This window comes from Azoarcus sp. CIB, assembly GCF_001190925.1.
Classification (GTDB): Bacteria; Pseudomonadota; Gammaproteobacteria; order Burkholderiales; family Rhodocyclaceae; genus Aromatoleum.
Window position 1 is genome coordinate 407,151 of the sequence record NZ_CP011072.1, and the last position, 15,420, is coordinate 422,570.

The 15,420-nt window shown below is 67.5% G+C and carries 15 protein-coding genes; 12 read left to right on the forward strand and 3 right to left on the reverse strand.

Annotation, left to right across the window (positions count from 1 at the left end; all coding sequences use genetic code 11):
• The first annotated feature begins 71 nt into the window (after positions 1–71).
• The gene (locus AzCIB_RS01625; RefSeq protein ID WP_050414289.1) at positions 72–1,721 is read left to right on the forward strand and encodes a sulfatase-like hydrolase/transferase; all 1,650 of its coding nucleotides are present in this window, start codon (positions 72–74) and stop codon (positions 1,719–1,721) included.
• A gap of 13 nt (positions 1,722–1,734) precedes the next feature.
• On the opposite strand, the gene dmeF is transcribed toward AzCIB_RS01625, so the two are convergent.
• The 3 genes from dmeF to paaN all read right to left on the reverse strand — a co-directional run bounded on the left by dmeF (position 1,735) and on the right by paaN (position 4,845).
• On the reverse strand, positions 1,735–2,727 hold the full coding sequence (gene dmeF, locus AzCIB_RS01630; RefSeq protein ID WP_050414290.1) for a CDF family Co(II)/Ni(II) efflux transporter DmeF: 993 nt from the start codon (positions 2,725–2,727) through the stop codon (positions 1,735–1,737).
• 27 nt (positions 2,728–2,754) lie between these two features.
• Entirely contained in the window at positions 2,755–3,072 is a 318-nt protein-coding gene (locus AzCIB_RS01635) for a cupin domain-containing protein (RefSeq protein WP_050414291.1), read from the reverse strand.
• 84 nt (positions 3,073–3,156) lie between these two features.
• Entirely contained in the window at positions 3,157–4,845 is a 1,689-nt protein-coding gene (paaN, locus tag AzCIB_RS01640; RefSeq protein ID WP_050414292.1) for a phenylacetic acid degradation protein PaaN, read from the reverse strand.
• Positions 4,846–5,173: 328 nt separating this feature from the next.
• On the opposite strand from paaN, the gene paaG reads away from it, so the two are divergent.
• The 11 genes from paaG (at position 5,174) to AzCIB_RS01695 (ending at position 15,389) form a co-directional block, all read left to right on the forward strand.
• On the forward strand, positions 5,174–6,007 hold the full coding sequence (paaG, locus tag AzCIB_RS01645) for a 2-(1,2-epoxy-1,2-dihydrophenyl)acetyl-CoA isomerase PaaG (protein ID WP_083446845.1): 834 nt from the start codon (positions 5,174–5,176) through the stop codon (positions 6,005–6,007).
• Positions 6,008–7,540 (forward strand): 3-hydroxyacyl-CoA dehydrogenase PaaH, encoded by a 1,533-nt coding sequence (paaH, locus tag AzCIB_RS01650; RefSeq protein WP_050414294.1) that lies wholly within the window; start codon positions 6,008–6,010, stop codon positions 7,538–7,540.
• Positions 7,533–7,997, forward strand: coding sequence for a hydroxyphenylacetyl-CoA thioesterase PaaI (gene paaI, locus AzCIB_RS01655; RefSeq protein ID WP_050414295.1), 465 nt, complete (start codon positions 7,533–7,535; stop codon positions 7,995–7,997). The genes paaH and paaI overlap by 8 nt, the downstream gene beginning before the upstream one ends.
• 100 nt (positions 7,998–8,097) lie before the next feature.
• The gene (gene paaK, locus AzCIB_RS01660; protein WP_050414296.1) at positions 8,098–9,420 is read left to right on the forward strand and encodes a phenylacetate--CoA ligase PaaK; all 1,323 of its coding nucleotides are present in this window, start codon (positions 8,098–8,100) and stop codon (positions 9,418–9,420) included.
• A gap of 19 nt (positions 9,421–9,439) precedes the next feature.
• Positions 9,440–10,441, forward strand: a complete 1,002-nt coding sequence (gene paaA, locus AzCIB_RS01665) for a 1,2-phenylacetyl-CoA epoxidase subunit PaaA (protein ID WP_050414297.1) — start codon at positions 9,440–9,442, stop codon at positions 10,439–10,441.
• A 67-nt stretch (positions 10,442–10,508) separates the two neighbouring features.
• Positions 10,509–10,796 (forward strand): 1,2-phenylacetyl-CoA epoxidase subunit PaaB, encoded by a 288-nt coding sequence (paaB, locus tag AzCIB_RS01670; RefSeq protein WP_018989543.1) that lies wholly within the window; start codon positions 10,509–10,511, stop codon positions 10,794–10,796.
• A 13-nt stretch (positions 10,797–10,809) separates the two neighbouring features.
• Positions 10,810–11,571 (forward strand): 1,2-phenylacetyl-CoA epoxidase subunit PaaC, encoded by a 762-nt coding sequence (paaC, locus tag AzCIB_RS01675; protein ID WP_050414298.1) that lies wholly within the window; start codon positions 10,810–10,812, stop codon positions 11,569–11,571.
• Positions 11,572–11,741: 170 nt separating this feature from the next.
• Complete coding sequence (paaD, locus tag AzCIB_RS01680) at positions 11,742–12,230, forward strand: 1,2-phenylacetyl-CoA epoxidase subunit PaaD (RefSeq protein WP_050414299.1); 489 nt, start codon at positions 11,742–11,744, stop codon at positions 12,228–12,230.
• 38 nt (positions 12,231–12,268) lie between these two features.
• Complete coding sequence (paaE, locus tag AzCIB_RS01685; protein WP_050414300.1) at positions 12,269–13,351, forward strand: 1,2-phenylacetyl-CoA epoxidase subunit PaaE; 1,083 nt, start codon at positions 12,269–12,271, stop codon at positions 13,349–13,351.
• A 38-nt stretch (positions 13,352–13,389) separates the two neighbouring features.
• Positions 13,390–14,031 (forward strand): TetR/AcrR family transcriptional regulator, encoded by a 642-nt coding sequence (locus AzCIB_RS01690; RefSeq protein WP_050414301.1) that lies wholly within the window; start codon positions 13,390–13,392, stop codon positions 14,029–14,031.
• Between the two features lie 209 nt (positions 14,032–14,240).
• On the forward strand, positions 14,241–15,389 hold the full coding sequence (locus AzCIB_RS01695) for an ABC transporter substrate-binding protein (protein WP_050414302.1): 1,149 nt from the start codon (positions 14,241–14,243) through the stop codon (positions 15,387–15,389).
• Positions 15,390–15,420: the final 31 nt, after the last annotated feature.

Consider the following 15,420-nt stretch of genomic DNA (forward strand, 5'->3'; position numbering starts at 1 on the left):
GTAATATTGCGCACCTTCCGGTGCCTGCGGCGCCGCCGCACGGAAGTCCGCCCGCCGGAGTCGTCCTGTCAATGCGTGTCCGAAAGCTGCTCAAACCCCTGGCGATCCTCGTCGGCTGCCTGCTGTATGCGCTGCCCGACTGGCTCACCGACGAGTTCGGCTCGGTCACGATAGATCAGGTGCTCTACCACCTGCGCTTCGGTGCCGAAGGCCTGATGACCAGCGACCCCGAGCTGACCCGTCGCTTCCTGTGGCGCGCGCTGGCGTTGCCGGTCGCGCTGGCGATGGTGCTGTGGGGGCTGGACGAGTGGGTCAACCACCTGCGCGCGCATCCGGAGAAGTGGCCGGTGCCGTGGCTGCGCCGCGGTTGGTACTGGCTGCGTGTCGGCATGCGCCGCGTCGGCCGCGCGCTGGCGCGCTTCACGCGCCACGGCGTGTCGCGGGCGATCCCGCTGATCGTGCTCGGGGCGGGCGTCGCCTTCTTCATCGACAGCTTCTCGCTGGCGCGCTACGTGCGGGCCTACTTCGGCGAGGATTATTTCGCCGGCTCCTACGTCGACCCGAGCCGCGTGTCGGTCAAGCGCGGCAAGGAGCAGCCGAAGAACCTCGTGCTGATCTACGTCGAGAGCCTCGAGAGCACCTATTCCGATCCGGCGCTGTTCGGGCGCGACCTCCTGTACCGGCTCAACGCCTTCAAGGGCAAGCCGCGGGTGGTGTCCTTCGACAGCTACCGCGAGATGATGGGCGCGCACTTCACGATTGCCGGCATCGTCGCGACACAGTGCGGCCTGCCGCTGAAGTCGGTGGCGCTGTTCGGCGGCAATGCGCAGGGCGAGCAGGTCGAGAGCTTCCTGCCGCGCGCCCGCTGCCTCGGCGACATCCTCGCGAGCAACGGCTACACCAACATCTTCCTCAACGGTTCCAGCCTCGCCTTCGCCGGCGTCGGCAAGTTCTTCAAGGATCACCACTACAGCAAGGTGATGGGGCGCGAGGAGTGGGTGAACGCGGGCGAGCGGCCGGAGCTGATGAGCGGCTGGGGGCTGTACGACGACGATCTGTTCCGCCACGCCCGCAGCGAGCTCGATGCGCTGATGAAGTCGCGCAAGCCCTTCAACCTCACCGTCCTCACGATCGACATGCACCACCCCTACGGCCACCTCTCGTCGACCTGCGAGCGCCAGGGCTTCCAGGACTTCGAGGGCATCGTCGAATGCACGGCGGGGCAGGTCGCGGACTTCATCGAGTACATCAACAAGAAGGGCTGGTCGGACCGCATCGCGGTCGTCGTGCAGGGCGACCATCTCGCGATGGGCAACACCTCGTACGACAAGCTGGTGAAGAATCCGGAGCGGCGCGTGTACAACCTGCTGATCGGCGCCGACAAGAAGCTCGTGAAGAACACCGACGAGGTCACGCACTTCGACATGCTGCCGACCATGCTGAGGATGCTCGGCTTCGAGGTCGAGGGCGAGCGCGCCGGCCTCGGCTACGCGGCGATCGGTCCGGCCAACGTGCCGCGCCCGCCGGATCGCATCGCCAGGATGACCGAGCAGCTGATGAACTACAGCGCGACTTACCGCGCGCTGTGGGACATTCCGGTGATCGAGCCCGTGGCGACAGGCGCCGGCGGGCCTGCGGACGTGGTCGTGACGCCGGTGCCGGTGCCGCCGCGTCCGCCTGCGCGCACCACCGTGCAGCGCGACATCGCGCACGACCGCTGAGGCGCAGTCCGCTTCAGGCGGCGTCCTGCGGGCGGTTCACCTCCACCGAGATGTGGATCAGCTCCTCGTGCGGGGCGAGCGCGCGCTTGATCGCGGTGGGCGTGATCGTCGGGTCGCCGGTGAGCACGCTGACGATCGCGGCGAAGCGGTTGCGGCCGACGCGCCACACATGCAGGTCCACGATGCGCGGCGCCTCGGGCCAGTGCGGGTGGCTCGCGAGCGCCTCGCGGATCTCGCCGACAACCGGGTGATCCATCTCGCGGTCGAGCAGTACGCGGCCGGTGTCGCGCAGCAGTCCGCGCGACCAGCGTGCGACCAGTACCGCGCCGACGATGCCCATCGCCGGGTCCAGCCAGTTCCAGCCGTACAGCATGCCGCCCAGCAGCGCGACGATCGCCAGCACCGAGGTCGCCGCATCGACGACCACGTGCAGGTAGGCGGCGCGCAGGTTGAGGTCGTGATGATGGTGATCGTGGTGGTCGCTGTGATCGTGATCATGCGCGTGGGCAGGGTCGTGATGCGCATGCCCGTGTCCGCCGTGCGAATGCTCGCCCGCGTGGTTGAGGATCAGCGCGCACACCACGTTTACGACGAGGCCGAGCACCGCGACCGTGATCGCCTCGGGGAAGCGGATGTCCTGCGGCGCGAGCAGGCGCTCCACCGAGCCGATGACCATCGCGAGCGCGACGCCGATGAGGAAGATCGCGCTCGCGAAACCCGCGAGGATCTCGATCTTCCACGTGCCGAAGGCGAAGCGCGGATCGTCGGCGTAGCGCCGCGCGGCGGCGTAGGCGAGCGCCGAGAGGCCGATCGCGAGCGCGTGGGAGCTCATGTGCCAGCCGTCGGCGAGCAGCGCCATCGAGTTGAACCACCAGCCGGCGGCGATCTCGACCACCATCGTCACCGCGGTGATCAGCAGCACGAGGCGCGTGCCGCGCTCGCCGGCGGCATTGCCGTCGTCGAAGCTGTGGTTCGGGGTCCAGTATTGCGGGGATTCGGGGGACATGGCGTGACGTCGATGATCGCTATGTCATCAGTCTACATGCACGGCGAGCCAGACGGTCGCGGGGCCGGTCGATTCGACGCGGTGGCGGCGGTGCGGCGCGATCGCGACCCAGTCGCCCGCGCGCATCTCGCGCCGTTCGCCGTCCGCGAACGCGAGTACCGCCTCGCCCTGCACGACGATCACCCACTCGGCCTGCGCCTGGTCGTACCAGAAGCCGGGCGGGCTGGCGTGGCCGTGCGAGACGATGCGCTCGATGCGCGTGCTGGCGCGCTCGAACAGGGTGTCGAAGCTTTCGTCGCCGCCGGGCGGCGGCAGCGTGTCGAGGAGGTTGCCGCTGTCGGGCATCGCGCGGGGTCTCGTCCGGTCCGGGGAAGACGCAGTGTAGACGAGGCCCGCGCGTGCGGCGTTGCGCCTTGCGGCCGGGGCCGCTTACTCGACGTGGTAGCGGCGCTGCACGACGCGGAAGCGGTTGGCGACGAAGGCGCTGTCGGACAGGCTCGCGTTGGCGGCCGGGTTCATGCCCACGCCGTGGTAGTCGGAGAAGCCCGCCGACTGGTTCACGAACACGCCGCCGGTGAGGTTGATCGACAGCGCGACGCCGGCGTGCCAGCTCGCCTCGGTCATCGCGTCGACGACTTCCGGCTTCGTCGAGTAAATACCGACCGTGAGCGCGCCGTGCTCGCGCACGATGCGCTCGGACAGCGCAACCGCGGCGGCACCGTCGGCGACCTTCACGACGAAGGCGATCGGGCCGAAGCGCTCTTCCATGTAGCTCTTCTCGTCGGCAGCGTCGCACGCGAGCAGTACCGGCGAATGCACTTCGGCGCCGGGGAACTCGGCGTGGGCGATCTTCTTCGATGCGAGCACGACGCGGCCGTGCTCGGGCGCCTCGGCGATGCGGGCGAGGGTGTCGGGCGACTGGATCGCACCCAGCACGGCGGTCGCGACCGCCGGGTCGGCGAGGAACTTGTCGATCGATGCGGCGAGATCGGCGCACACCTCGTCGTAGGTCTTGTGCCCCTGGTCGGTGTCGATGCCGCCGCCCGGCACGAGGATCGCCTGTGTCGTCGTGCACATCTGGCCCGAGTACAGGCACAGCGTGAAGGCGAGGTTCCTCAGCATCGCCTTGTACTGGTCGGTGGATTCGATGACGACGTTGTTCACGCCGGCGAGTTCGGCGTATACCTGCGCCTGCTTCGCATTGCTGATCAGCCACTGGCCGAAGCTGTTGCCGCCGGTGAAGTCGATGGATTTCACCGCCGGGTGGGTCGCCAGCGCCTGCGTGGCCTCGCGCTTGTCGAAGGCGGCGAGCGTGACGAGGTTGGGGTCGAGGCCGGCCTCGGCGAGCACTTCGCGCGCGATGCGCACAGTGATCGCGGCTGGCAGGATCGCGTTCTGGTGCGGCTTGACAATGACCGGGTTGCCGGTCGCGAGCGCGGCGAAGAGGCCCGGGTAGGTGTTCCAGGTCGGGAAGGTGCCGCAGCCGATCACCAGCGCGACGCCGCGGCCGACGATCTCGAAGTGCTTCTTCATCTTGAGCGGCGGGTTCTTGCCCTGCGGCTTCTCCCACACCGTCTCGTGCGGCACGAACTTCATCTCGCGGTAGGCGTAGGCGACGGCTTCGAGGCCGCGGTCCTGCGCGTGCGGGCCGCCGGCCTGGAAGGCCATCATCCAGCCCTGGCCGGTGGTGAGCATCACCGCGTGAGCGATCTCGAAGCTCTTCTTGTTGATGCGATCGAGGATCTCCAGGCACACGCCGGCGCGGCCCTGCGCGCCGATGCGCTGCCAGCCCGGCATCGCGGCGTGCGCGGCGGCGATCAGCGCGTCGGCGTCGCACACCGGGTAGCGCACGCCCAACTCGACGCCGTAGGGCGAACGCTCGCTCGCCATCCAGCCGCTCCGGCCGGGCTGGCCGAGCTCGAACTCCTGGCCGAAGGTGGCCTCGACGGCGCGGCGTCCGTCATCCTGTGCCGTTTCTCCATACACCTTGGGGCTGGGCATCTCGGGGTAGGGCGTCCAGTAGCCGCGGGCGTGGATCGCCTGGACGGCGGCTTCGAGGGTCGCGTGGTGCTTGTCGAACAACTGGGCGGGCGTGGTGGTGGACGCGGCGTGGGACATCGAGGGTCTCCTCTGGTGATGGGGCGGGGCTTCTGCGGCCCCTGCGGATCGGTGCTGCTGACAGTGTTATAGCGGCTGGCGCATTGCTGCGCTGCGGTGAAACTTGTCAAGCAAAAAACTGTTGTCTTTTGATCTGGATCAAGCTTACTATTGATTGACCGGTCGGTCAAACAATGGCCGGACTAGAAAGAAAGCTCGGACTACCGGGCACCGACCCCGCCGACAGGAGGCCCCGAAGCCTTCCGGGCGATCCGAAAAAGGAGACTCTGCAGAAGCGCCGCCTGAGGGCATGGGTGGGCGTTTGTGCAGAGGGATGACAGGAGGAGACATGAGCAGCGCGTTGGGCAGAACGGATTGGAGCATGCAGGGCGAGACGATTCGCCTCGATGTGGTCGAAGGCGTCGCGACGCTGACGCTGAACCGGCCGGACCGGCTGAACTCGTTCACGGCCCGGATGCACGAGGAGGTGCGTGCGGCGCTGGCGAAGGTCAGGGAAGGCCGCGCGGCGGGCGTCGTGCGCGTGCTGGTGCTGACCGGCGCGGGGCGCGGCTTCTGTGCCGGGCAGGACCTGTCGGACCGCGCCGTGGCGCCGGGCGAGAAGCCGGTCGACCTGGGCGAATCGGTCGAGAAGAACTATAAGCCGCTGGTGCTCGCGCTGCGCAGCCTGGAGCTGCCGGTGATCGCCGCGGTGAACGGCGTCGCGGCCGGTGCCGGCGCGAGCATCGCACTGGCGTGCGACCTCGTGTTCGCGGCGCGCTCGGCGAGCTTCATCCAGTCCTTCAGCAAGCTCGGCGTCGTACCGGACACCGGCGGCAGCTGGATCCTGCCGCGCCTCGTCGGCCCGGCGCGTGCGATGGGCATGGCGCTGCTGGGCGAAAAGCTGTCGGCCGAGCAGGCCGAGGCCTGGGGCCTGATCTGGAAGTGCGTCGATGACGAAGCGCTGTTGCCGACCGTGCAGCAGGTCGCCGCCGGTCTCGCCAAAGGCCCGACCTTCGGCTACGCGAAGACCAAGCAGGCGATGTGGGCAAGCTCGACCAACGACTTCGAGACCCAGCTCAACCTCGAGCGCGACCTGATGACCGTGTGCGGCCAGTCGAACGACTACCGCGAAGGGGTCGCCGCGTTCATGGAAAAGCGCAGCCCGAATTTCAAGGGTGATTGAATGAGTTCCCTCGGCAAGGATGTAAAGATCGTCGTGATCGGCGCCGGCGCGATGGGCAGCGGCATCGCCCAGGTCGCCGCGCGCGCGGGCCACACCGTGTACCTGTTCGACGGCCGCGCCGAGGCGATCGTCGCCGGGCGCGCGGCGATCGACAAGGATCTGAAGTTCCTCGTGTCGAAGAACCGGCTCGACCCGGCCGAAGCCGCGGCGACGCTCGAGCGCGTCGTGCCGGTCGCGGCGCTGGCCGAGGTGGCGGATGCGGGCCTCGCGATCGAGGCGATCGTCGAGAACCTCGAGGTCAAGCGCAAGCTCTTCGCTGAGCTGGAAGCTACGCTCGGCGCGGACGCGATCATCGCGAGCAACACCTCGTCGCTGTCGATCAACGCGATGGCGGCGGGGCTCGCCCGTCCCGGTCGGCTCGCCGGCCTGCACTTCTTCAATCCCGCGCCGCGCATGGCGCTGGTCGAGGTGGTGTCGGGGCTCAACACCGAGCGCGACGTCGCCGAGTGCCTGCACGCGACCGCGCGCACCTGGGGCAAGATGCCCGTGCATGCGGCCTCGACGCCCGGCTTCATCGTGAACCGCGTCGCGCGTCCCTACTATGCGGAGGCGCTGCGCGTGCTGGCCGAGCACGAGGCGGAGCCGGCGACGCTGGACGCGATCCTGCGCGAGGGCTGCGGCTTCGCGATGGGGCCCTTCGAGGTGATGGACCTGATCGGCCACGACGTGAACTTCGCGGTGACCAAGTCGGTGTTCGAGGCCTACTTCTGCGACCGCCGCTTTGCGCCGAGCCCGTTCCAGCAGGAGCTCGTCGCCGCCGGGCGGCTGGGGCGCAAGACCGGGCGCGGCATCTACGAATACGGCGAACTCGCCGCGAAGGCCGTGCCGCAGGACGAGCCGGCACAGGACGGCGAGCCGCGCGTCACCGTGGTCGGCGACATCGGCGCGGCGGCGCCGCTGCTGGCGCGCCTTGAAGCGGCCGGTATCGAGGTGCGGCGCGAGGCGGGCATGCACGGCAGGCGCGGCTGGATGCAGATCGGCCCTGCGCGCGTCGCGCTCACCGACGGCCGCACCGCGACGCTGCGCGCGGCCGAGGAGCGCGTGCCGAACCTCGTGCTCTTCGACCTGTGCCTCGACTACGCGACCAGCACCCGCATCGCGCTCACGCGCGCCGACCAGTGCGGGCAGGGCGCCTTGCGCGTCGTCGCCGGCACCTTCCAGAAGGCCGGCTTCAAGGTCAGCGCGATCGACGACGTCGCCGGGCTGATCGCGCTGCGCACCGTCGCGATGCTCGCCAACGAGGCCGCCGACGCGGTGCTGCAGGGCGTGGCGAGCGCGCGCGACGTCGATACGGCGATGCGCTACGGCACCAACTATCCGAAGGGCGGCCCGCTCGCGTGGGCCGACCAGCTCGGGGCGGGTTTCGTCGTCGAGGTGCTCGCGAATCTCAAGGATCACTACGGCGAGGAGCGCTATCGCGTGTCGCCGCTGCTGCGCCGCAAGGCCTGCAACGGGGAGGCGATGTATGACTGAGGCGGGCTATCGCGATCTCACGAACGGGCTGGATCCGCAGCTCGTCGCCGAGCGCGTGCGCGACGGCATGGCGGAGAACGACCGCGTGCTGCGCGCCAACGGCATTCGCTTCGAGGCGGTCGGCCCGGGCTACGCGAAGGTGACGATGACGGTGCGCGAGGAGATGTTGAACGGCTTCGCGATCTGCCACGGCGGCTTCATCACGGTGCTCGCCGACACGGCCTTCGCCTACGCGTGCAACAGCTACAACGAGCAGACCGTGGCGTCCGGCATCAGCCTCGACTTCATGGCGCCGGGCCGTCCCGGTGAGGTTCTGTGCGCCGAGGCGAGGGAAGTGTTCGCCGCCGGGCGCACCGGTGTGTACGACATCAGCGTCACCAACCCCAAGGGCGAGCTGATCGCGGTGATGCGCGGCAGGTCCTACCGGCTGAAGGGCAGGGCCGTCGTCGAGTTGTGAGGATGGGTTGACGCGGGTCACCCGGGATTCCCCAGATGTGGGGAATAATTCCGTCATCATATGAAACCCGCGCGAACCGAAGAAACCAGGAGGAGAGAGAATGCCCGTAAAGACCCCGTCGCCCGGCGACCTGGAAGCGATCGAAACTGCCAGTCAGGATGAGCTGCGCGCGCTGCAGCTCGAACGCATGAAGTGGAGCGTGCGCCACGCCTACGAGAACGTGGCGCACTACCGCAAGGCTTTCGACGCCAAGGGCGTGCATCCGGACGACCTGAAGACGCTCGCCGATCTGGCGAAATTTCCCTTCACCGCGAAGAGCGACCTGCGCGACAACTACCCCTTCGGCATGTTCGCGGTGCCGCGCGAGAAGGTCGCGCGCGTGCATGCGTCGTCCGGCACGACCGGCAAGCCGACAGTGGTCGGCTACACGCTGAAGGACATCGACACCTGGGCCTCCGTCGTCGCGCGCTCGATCCGTGCCGCGGGCGGCCGCGCCGGCGACATGGTGCATGTGTCCTACGGCTACGGCCTCTTTACCGGCGGGCTGGGCGCGCATTATGGCGCCGAGCGGCTCGGCTGCACCGTCGTGCCGATGTCCGGCGGGCAGACCGAGAAGCAGATCCAGGTGATCCAGGACTTCAGGCCCGACATCATCATGGTGACGCCGTCCTACATGCTGACCATCCTCGACGAGATGGAGCGCATGGGCATCGACCCGAAATCGACCTCGCTGAAGGTCGGCATCTTCGGCGCCGAGCCCTGGACGCAGGGCATGCGCGAGGCGATGGAAGCGCGGTCGGGACTCGACGCCGTCGACATCTATGGCCTGTCGGAAGTGATGGGCCCGGGTGTGGCCAGCGAGTGCGTCGAGAGCAAGGACGGCCCGGTGGTGTGGGAAGACCATTTCTACCCCGAGATCATCGACCCGAAGACCGGCGAAGTGCTGCCGGACGGCGAGGAAGGCGAGCTGGTGTTCACGACGCTGACCAAGGAAGCGATGCCGGTGATCCGCTACCGCACGCGCGACCTCACGCGCCTGCTGCCGCCGACCTCGCGCGCCATGCGGCGCATGGCCAAGATCACCGGCCGTTCCGACGACATGCTGATCATCCGCGGGGTGAACCTCTTCCCGACGCAGATCGAGGAGCTGATCTGCCACATGCCCCAGCTCGCCGCGCAATACGTGCTGGAAGTCGACAAGAAGGGCCACATGGACACGCTGACGGTGAAGGTCGAGCTGGACCCGGATGCGGTCGTCGGCCGGCATCCCGAGCAGAAGGAAGCGATCGGCGAGGAGCTCGCGCATCGCATCAAGACCTTCATCGGCGTCTCGGCGAAGGTCATCGTCGGCGAGCCGTTCTCGATCGAGCGCGTGACGATCGGCAAGGCGAAACGGGTCATCGACCACCGCCCCAAAGAGTGAGAGAGGAGGAGACAACACAATGTATACCCAAGCACTGGACATCCCGCAGCAGGGTGCCGACAAGGGGCCCAAGGCCATCGAGAACCCGGCTTACCAGGTCGAGTTCGACGCGAAGATCGACGCCGGCGGCTACATCGAGGCCAAGGATTGGATGCCCGAGGCCTACCGCAAGACCCTGGTGCGCCAGATCAGCCAGCACGCGCATTCCGAGATCGTCGGCATGCTGCCCGAAGGCAACTGGATCACGCGCGCGCCGACGCTGAAGCGCAAGGCGATCCTGATCGCCAAGGTGCAGGACGAGGGCGGCCACGGCCTGTACCTCTACGCTGCGGCCGAGACGCTGGGCGTGTCGCGCGACGAGCTGCTCGACGCGCTGCACACCGGCCGCGCCAAGTACAGCTCGATCTTCAACTACCCGACGCTGACCTGGGCGGACATCGGCGTGATCGGCTGGCTGGTCGACGGCGCCGCGATCATGAACCAGATCCCGCTGTGCAAGTGCAGCTACGGCCCCTATGCGCGCGCGATGGTGCGCATCTGCAAGGAGGAATCCTTCCACCAGCGCCAGGGCTACGACCTGCTGCTGGCGATGATGAAGGGCACCCAGGAGCAGCGCGAGATGGTGCAGGACGCGGTCAATCGCTGGTGGTGGCCGTCGATCATGATGTTCGGCCCGCACGACAAGGATTCCCCCAACTCGGCGCAAAGTTCGCGCTGGGGCATCAAGCGCATCTCCAACGACGACCTGCGCCAGAAGTTCGTCGATGCGACCGTCGAACAGGCGAAGGTGCTGGGCGTGACGATGCCCGACCCGGAACTCAAGTGGAACGCCGAGCGCGGCCACCACGATTTCGGCGCGATCGACTGGGACGAGTTCTGGAACGTCGTCAATGGCCACGGCCAGGGCAACGTCGACCGCCTTTCAGCGCGCGTGAAGGCGTGGGAAGACGGCGCCTGGGTGCGCGAGGCCGCGCTCGAGCACGAGCGCAAGCGGGCCGTGCGCGAACACCAGGCCGCCTGACAGGACTATCCGCAACACACCAACAGAAGGGGCGGCCCCGGCCAGCCCTCACGAGAGGAGAAGAGACATGGAACGCAAGGAATGGCCGCTGTGGGAAGTCTTCGTGCGCAGCCGCAACGGACTCGATCACAAGCACTGCGGCAGCGTGCACGCGCCCGACGCCAAGCTCGCGCTGCAGGTCGCGCGCGACGTGTATACCCGTCGCCAGGAAGGCGTGAGCATCTGGGTGGTGCAGGCCGACCACATCGTCGCCTCCGACCCGGACGCCAAGCCCGAGCTGTTCGACCCGGCCGAGGACAAGATCTACCGGCATCCGACCTTCTACCAGCTGCCCGACGAAGTTAACCACATGTGAGAGGGCTGCAAAGATGACCACCCCCAACCCCGCTCATACCGAATACGTCACCCGCATCGGCGACAACGCGCTGATCCTCGGCCAGCGCATGTCCGAATGGTGCGGCCACGCGCCGGTGCTCGAAGAGGACATGGCGCTCGCGAACATGTCGCTCGACCTGATCGGCCAGGCGCGCATGCTGCTGACCCGCGCCGGACAGGTCGAAGGCAAGGGCCGCGACGAAGACCAGCTCGCCTTCCTGCGCACCGAGATGCACTACCGCAACCTGACCCTGTGCGAACTGCCGAACGCGGATTTCGGCCGCACGATGGTGCGCAACTTCCTCTTCGCGAGCTTCCAGGTGTTGCTGTGGGAACGCCTGCTTGCCTCCAGTGACACCGAGCTCGCCGCGATCGCCGCGAAGAGCCTCAAGGAGGCGCGCTACCACGCGCAGCACGCCGGCGACTGGGTCGTGCGCCTGGGCGACGGCACGGCCGAATCGCACGAGCGCACGCAGGCCGCGCTCGACTACCTGTGGCCCTACACCGCCGAGTTCTTCGCCGCGAATCCGACCGACGAGGCGATTGCCGCCGCCGGCATCGGCCCGGCGTGGGGCGAGCTCGAAGCGGCGTGGGAAGCGGCGGTCGTGCCGGTGCTTGTCGAGGCGACCTTGACCGTGCCGGCGCGCACGCCGTTCAAGTCCTACGGCAAGTTCGGCCGCCACAGCGAGCATCTGGGGCACCTGCTGTCCGAGATGCAGTACCTGCAGCGCACCTATCCTGGAGCGCAGTGGTGAAGAAGAGTCGGGCGGGCGGCGCCTTGCTCCCTCCCCTTCAAGGGGAGGGTTGGGGTGGGGATGGGTTCAGCGAACGCCGGAAACCCATCCCCCTCCTGACCTCCCCCTTGAAGGGGGAGGAACGCACGCTCATCCCGCTCGGCGAAAACTGTTGTGACAGGTAGACAACGATGATCACCGAAACCCAAGCCTGGGACGTCCTCCACGCCGTGCCCGATCCCGAGATCCCGGTGATCTCGGTGACCGAGCTCGGCATCGTGCGCGAAGTCCTCGTGCGCGAGGGCGGCCTGCACGTCGTCGTCACGCCGACCTATTCCGGCTGCCCCGCGACCGAGGTCATCTCGCAGAGCATCCACGACGCGCTGGTCGCCGCCGGTGCCGGCAACGTGACGGTCGAGACGCGCCTCGCGCCCGCCTGGACCACCGACTGGATCACCGAGCCGGCGAAGGAAAAGCTCCGCGCCTATGGCATCGCGCCCCCGGGCGGCGACGCCCCAGTCGGCCCGCAGCCGCTCCGCTTCGTCCCGCGCAAGCTCGCCTGCCCGCGCTGCGGCTCGACCGACACGACTCGGCTGTCGCAGTTCGGCTCGACCGCATGCAAGGCGCTGTACCGCTGCCAGAGCTGTCTCGAACCATTCGAGTACTTCAAGCCAATCTGATTCGAATCGCCACGAGAAGCGATCGAGGAGACCACGACATGACGACGCACAGAACGCCGAAATTCCATCCACTCACAATCGTCGAGGTACGGCGCGAAACGCCCGAGGCGGTGAGCCTGCGCTTCGAGATTCCGGCCGAGCTCGCCGAGGATTACCGCTTCGAACAGGGCCAGCACCTCAACCTGAAGGTCCAGGTCAATGGCGAAGAACTGCGCCGCTCCTACTCGATCTGCTCCGGTGTCGACGACGGCGAACTGCGCGTCGCGATCAAGAAGATCAACGGCGGCGCGTTCTCGACCTGGGCCAACGACGGCGGCATCAAGGCCGGCGACGTGCTGGAGATCATGACGCCCGAAGGGCGCTTCCACACCCCGCTCGACCCGGCCCACGCCAAGCACTACGTCGCCTTCGCCGCGGGCAGCGGCATCACGCCGATCCTGTCGCTGGTGAAGACCACGCTGCGCGCCGAGCCGAACAGCCGCTTCACGCTGGTCTACAGCAACCGCCGCCAGGCGAGCGTGATGTTCGCCGAGACGCTCGAGGACCTGAAGAACCGCTACATGTCGCGCTTCACGCTGTACAACCTGTTCTCGCGCGAGGAGCAGGAGGTGCCGCTGTTCAACGGCCGGCTCGACGGCGAGCGCGTGCGCATGTTCCTCGACACGCTGATCCCCGTCGACACCATCGACGAGGCCTTCATCTGCGGCCCCGGCGGCATGATCGACGAGGTCGAGGCAGCGCTGCAGGCGGGCGGCGTCGCGCACGAACACATCCATCTGGAACGCTTCGGCGTGCCGGCGACGGCGCCCGAGCATCATGTCGAACCGGGCGACGCGACGCAGGCCAGGGTCACGGTCATCGCCGACGGCCTCAGGCGCGAGATGGAGTTCCGCGCCGAGGATCCGTCCATCCTCGATGTCGCGCTGCGCGCCGGCATGGACCTGCCGTACTCGTGCAAGGGCGGCGTGTGCTGCACCTGCCGCGCGAAACTGCTTGAGGGCAAGGTGCGCATGGACAAGAATTTCACCCTCGAACAGCCGGACGTCGATGCCGGCTACATTCTCACCTGCCAGGCGCACCCCCTCACCGATCGCGTCGTCATCAGTTTCGACGAGCGCTGAGGGGCGCGGCTGGCCCTGCAACAGGCACGACATCCGGCATGGCACGAGGCAAGGCACCCACTTTCGAGCTGCAGCGCGCGGCGATGCTGCGCGCGGCGGCGGGGCTGTTCGCGGAAAAGGGCTTCCACAACGCCTCGATGTCGGCGATCGCGCAGGCCTGCGGCGTGTCCAAGCCGCTGCTGTACCACTACTACCGCGACAAGGAACACCTGCTGTTCGACATCGCCGACAGCTACATCGACGAGCTGCTGGCGATCGTCGCCTCCGTGGAGGCGCGCAAGCTCGGCCCGGAGGCCCATTTCACCGAGCTCGTGACGCGCTTCATGGAGGAATACGAGCACGCGCAGGACCATCACATGGTTCTGGTGCAGGACGTGAAATTCCTCAAGGAGGAGCAGGCGGAGAGCGTCGCCGGCAAGCAGCGGCGCGTCGTCGCGGCCTTTGCCGACGCGCTCGCGCGGGTCGAGCCGGGCCTCCACGGGCGCAAGCTGGACAAGGCGGTCACGATGATCCTGTTCGGGATGATCAACTGGACCTTCACCTGGCTGCGTGCCGACGGCCCGCTCACCTTCCACGACATGGCGCCCATCGTCACCGGGATCTTCCTCAACGGCGTGCGCGGCCTGATGCGTAACGAGGGCGGCAGTGTGGCAGCGTCGCGGGCGGAGGCCGGTGCGTAGCGCGTCAGGCGAATGCAAGCGATGGGGGCTATGGTCGTTACGCCACAGGTGCGGAAAACATCGCGCAACAGGGCGGCGGTGTGGCGAAAACGTGATTCAGATCAATAGTTGGACTAGCAATAGTTTGTATCGTAAGCAATAATCGCCGGACGCGACCGCGACTTCCCTCAGGTTCGGTCGCCAAATAATCCAAGAGGAGGAGACACACCATGAAACTGCGCACTTCCATGATGGCCGCCATCGGTCTGGCCTTCGCCGCAACCGCCGCGCACGCCGAGATCAATGTCGGCGTGACCGTGTCGGCGACCGGCCCGGCTGCTTCGCTCGGTATTCCGGAGAAGAACACGATCGCGCTGCTGCCGACGACGATCGCCGGCGAGAAGATCAACTACATCGTCCTCGACGACGCCTCCGATACGACCTCGGCGGTGAAGAACGTCCGCAAGCTGATCTCCGAGGACAAGGTCGATATCGTGCTGGGCTCCACGATCACGCCGAACTCGCTGGCGATGATCGACGTGGTCGCCGAGGCCGCGACGCCGATGATCTCGATGGCCGCCTCCGCGCGCATCGTCGAGCCGATGGACGACAAGAAGCGCTGGGTGTTCAAGACGCCGCAGAATGACGCGCAGATGTCGACCGCGATCATCGAGCACATGACCAACAGCGGCGTGAAGACGGTCGCCTTCATCGGCTTCTCCGACGCCTACGGCGAAGGCTGGTACGAGCAGTTCGCCGCCGTGGCCGATGCGCGCAAGCTCAAGATGGTTGCCAACGAGCGCTTCACCCGCACCGACACCTCGGTGACCGGCCAGGTGCTCAAGATCATGGCGGCGAAGCCGGATGCGGTGCTGATCGCCGGTTCCGGCACCCCGGCCGCCCTGCCGCAGAAGGCGTTCAAGGAGCGCGGCTTCACCGGCAAGATCTACCAGACCCACGGCGTCGCCAACAACGACTTCCTGCGGGTGTGCGGCAAGGACTGTGAGGGCACCTTCCTGCCGGCCGGTCCGGTGCTGGTCGCCGATCAGCTGCCCGACTCCAATCCGGTGAAGAAGAGCGCGGTCGAGTACATCAACAAGTACGAAGCCGCCCACGGCAAGGGCAGCGTGTCGACCTTCGGCGCGCACGGCTGGGACAGCGGCGTGCTGCTCGCCGCCGCGGTGCCGACGGCGCTGAAGAAGGCCAAGCCCGGCACCAAGGAGTTCCGTGCCGCGCTGCGCGACGCGCTCGAAGGCCTGAAGGAAGTGCCCGCCGCGCACGGCATCTTCACCATGAGCCCCAATGACCACCTCGGCCTGGACCAGCGCGCGCGCGTGATGGTGCAGATCCAGGGCGGCGCATGGAAACTCGTCAAGTAAGTTTCTGAGCTGAAACCGTGACGGCCGGGCT